This is a genomic window from Paenibacillus algorifonticola (assembly GCF_000971975.1).
GTDB classification, from domain to species: domain Bacteria; phylum Bacillota; class Bacilli; order Paenibacillales; family Paenibacillaceae; genus Pristimantibacillus; species Pristimantibacillus algorifonticola.
Genome location: NZ_LAQO01000084.1, coordinates 1 through 2,336 on the forward strand (window position 1 = coordinate 1; position 2,336 = coordinate 2,336).

Sequence of the window (2,336 nt, forward strand, 5' to 3'; positions counted from 1 at the left end):
CGGCGCAAGCGGTATATGAACCGAATTGAGCGACATTCGTTTGAGGTTTGGATGAAGGAGCAGCTGTATCCGTTTCATGTCTATATGGTGCATGCGGCGCGGTATGCGATGGATGCGATTCGGGAGCTGGCTTCCTTTCAGGAGATTGAGAAGGATGATTCGTTTGAGGTGCGCGTGGGCGAATACCGGGATCAGGAGGTTAGCGAGTCGGTCTATTGCGTGAAGGAGCGTCAGCGGACGTCGATTACGTGCAAGGGCTGGCTGGAAAACAAGCTGGATCAGGACTATATCTATGAGCATATCGCTGGCGTGAACCTAATGCGAGGGGAGTACGAAGGAATCGACGTGAATTATACGAGATTCGAAGAGGTGACGCTGACGGGCAGCACGCTTGCCAGCAGCCGCATGTTGGGTACGAGATTCGAGCGGTGTGTGTGCGATCAGGCGGATTTTCAAGATTGCCTCTTATATGATGCCGATTTTCGCCATTGCGACCTGACCTATGCGCGGTTCGATGGCGTTCTCGGCAATCGGGATTTTGTGGCAGAAGCACATGGTCTCGTGTTCGGGATGAACGGCGTGCAGTTCCAAGGGGCAGACCTGACGTATGCGAGCTTTCGGGGGGCGAAAATCGCGGCAGATTTTACGGGGGCCGAGCTGCTCGAGGTGGATTTCACCGGAGCAGATTTAACAGGCAGCCGTATGCTGGAGCGGGATGCGCTGCGGGTAGAGCTGACGGAGGAGCAGCGGCAGATGATCAGCTGGGTAAAGGAGCCGGTGCATGAACATGCGTAGAGAGTCGGGAGGAGAAGGGGAATGGCACTCACATGAGCTGGAGACGGGGATGGAATATTTTGTGCTGGAGCATGATCGGCGCCTGCCAGCGAACGGGGCGAACCTCGCTTTCCCCGAGCGGATGCTGAGAGGCTACCGCTATGCGGAGCAACAGGAGATGGTGTACGTCAAGAAAGGGAGCCGGCTGAATCCGGGGTGTATGATTGAAAATCCGCTGCTGCTCGTAGGCGCTGAACTGCGGGCGGTCGTCAGCCGAATGGTTCCGAATATTGGCTATAAGAGCGTCATCGTCATGGATTTGGAGCAGCAGGGACAGTTTTTTTATGACTGGATGGATGTGCAGGAGGTTCCTTGCTTAGCGCCAGAGCGGACCGTGACGGAAAACGGGCGAGTTAGCAAAATGTGGGTAGATCCATGGGCGCTGCAAGATGCTGCGATTTTTCAGATTCCGTACTACCGCAGCCGTGTGCTGGTGGTGCGTGTAGATATAGCGGAGGGGCTGCTGCGGAAAAGCTTGTATGGGCTGAGTGTGAGACGAATTGAGTTGGTGGGGGGAATGGGTTGAAATGGGGCATAGAGAAACCGTCTTGAAAAAAGCGACACTTAAGGGCTTGCTGGAGTCTCCATGGCGAAGCGAGGATACGTATGTGACGGCAGGGGCGTATATGCATTGCTCCTTCGGGTCGCATGAGGAGGTACTGAATAAGCAGGAGCCGAATGGCATTTATATTAACGGCAGCCCGATGCTGACGGTGGAGGATTGCAAAGTATCCCTATCAACGCCCAATACCATTGTGGGAATCCCATTTGATCGAATGGGGCAAGAAATCGATGGGAACTTTTATTCCTTCGGATACTGTCGAAGCGCGCTTCATCCGATGAAAAAAGCGGAAGATGCTGGGGCAGGCAAGCCTTCAGATCCTTCTTATATGTTTGATCCTGATCCGGATGAGCCTACTTTTAATCTGCCTGTTTACCCTTGTGCGCCCAAGCTGATGGAAGCTCCGGCTCCATCGGGAGCGCCTTTTAAATCTGCGCCGCCGATGGGGCTGCCGAGCGGATTGCCATCGCTTAGTGCGATGCTGGAGAAGCTGAAAGGGCCGCAATGGACAAACGGCAGCCCGAGCGTATCGATTCAAGGGGCAGCTGCGTTAACGAGCAAATCCTGTTTGTTTTGCCAGTATGGAGGACAAATTCGGTTGCTGACCAATGGGATGGATCCGGCACCTCCGGAGTTTTCCGTGAGATAAGGGGAAGGAGGGAGGTGACAGCATGGAAGTGAACTATGAAGGAGACGGCTACCAGCTGGTATGGCCTTATAAGCTTAAGGCCGTGCGCAGCTTTCGCATCGAGCGGAAGTTCAATGCGCATGCGAAATGTACCTTTACAGCGGAAATGACGGAAGCGGAAGCTGAGGCCTGTATAGGCAGAAGCAGCTTCGAGGACAGCCTAATCATGCGCAGGCCCGCTGAGCCTAAGGCGGAAAGCTGGTTTGCCGGGGGCATTACGCATGTAGACATTGAAATGGAGGATGGCATTCC

The 2,336-nt window shown here is 54.4% G+C and carries 4 protein-coding genes; all 4 read left to right on the forward strand.

All coding sequences use genetic code 11. The features are described 5' to 3' along the window. Nucleotides 1-795, forward strand: a 795-nt coding sequence (locus WH37_RS32965) for a pentapeptide repeat-containing protein (protein ID WP_197091414.1), incomplete at its 5' end; no start/stop codon positions are given. Next, complete coding sequence (locus WH37_RS32970; protein ID WP_046234912.1) at nucleotides 782-1,360, forward strand: hypothetical protein; 579 nt, start codon at nucleotides 782-784, stop codon at nucleotides 1,358-1,360. The genes WH37_RS32965 and WH37_RS32970, both read left to right, overlap by 14 nt. A gap of 1 nt (nucleotide 1,361) precedes the next feature. Then, the gene (locus WH37_RS32975) at nucleotides 1,362-2,045 is read left to right on the forward strand and encodes a PAAR-like protein (protein ID WP_046234913.1); all 684 of its coding nucleotides are present in this window, start codon (nucleotides 1,362-1,364) and stop codon (nucleotides 2,043-2,045) included. 22 nt (nucleotides 2,046-2,067) lie between these two features. Then, the coding region (locus WH37_RS32980) for a hypothetical protein (RefSeq protein WP_046234914.1) at nucleotides 2,068-2,336 on the forward strand (269 nt) is incomplete at its 3' end.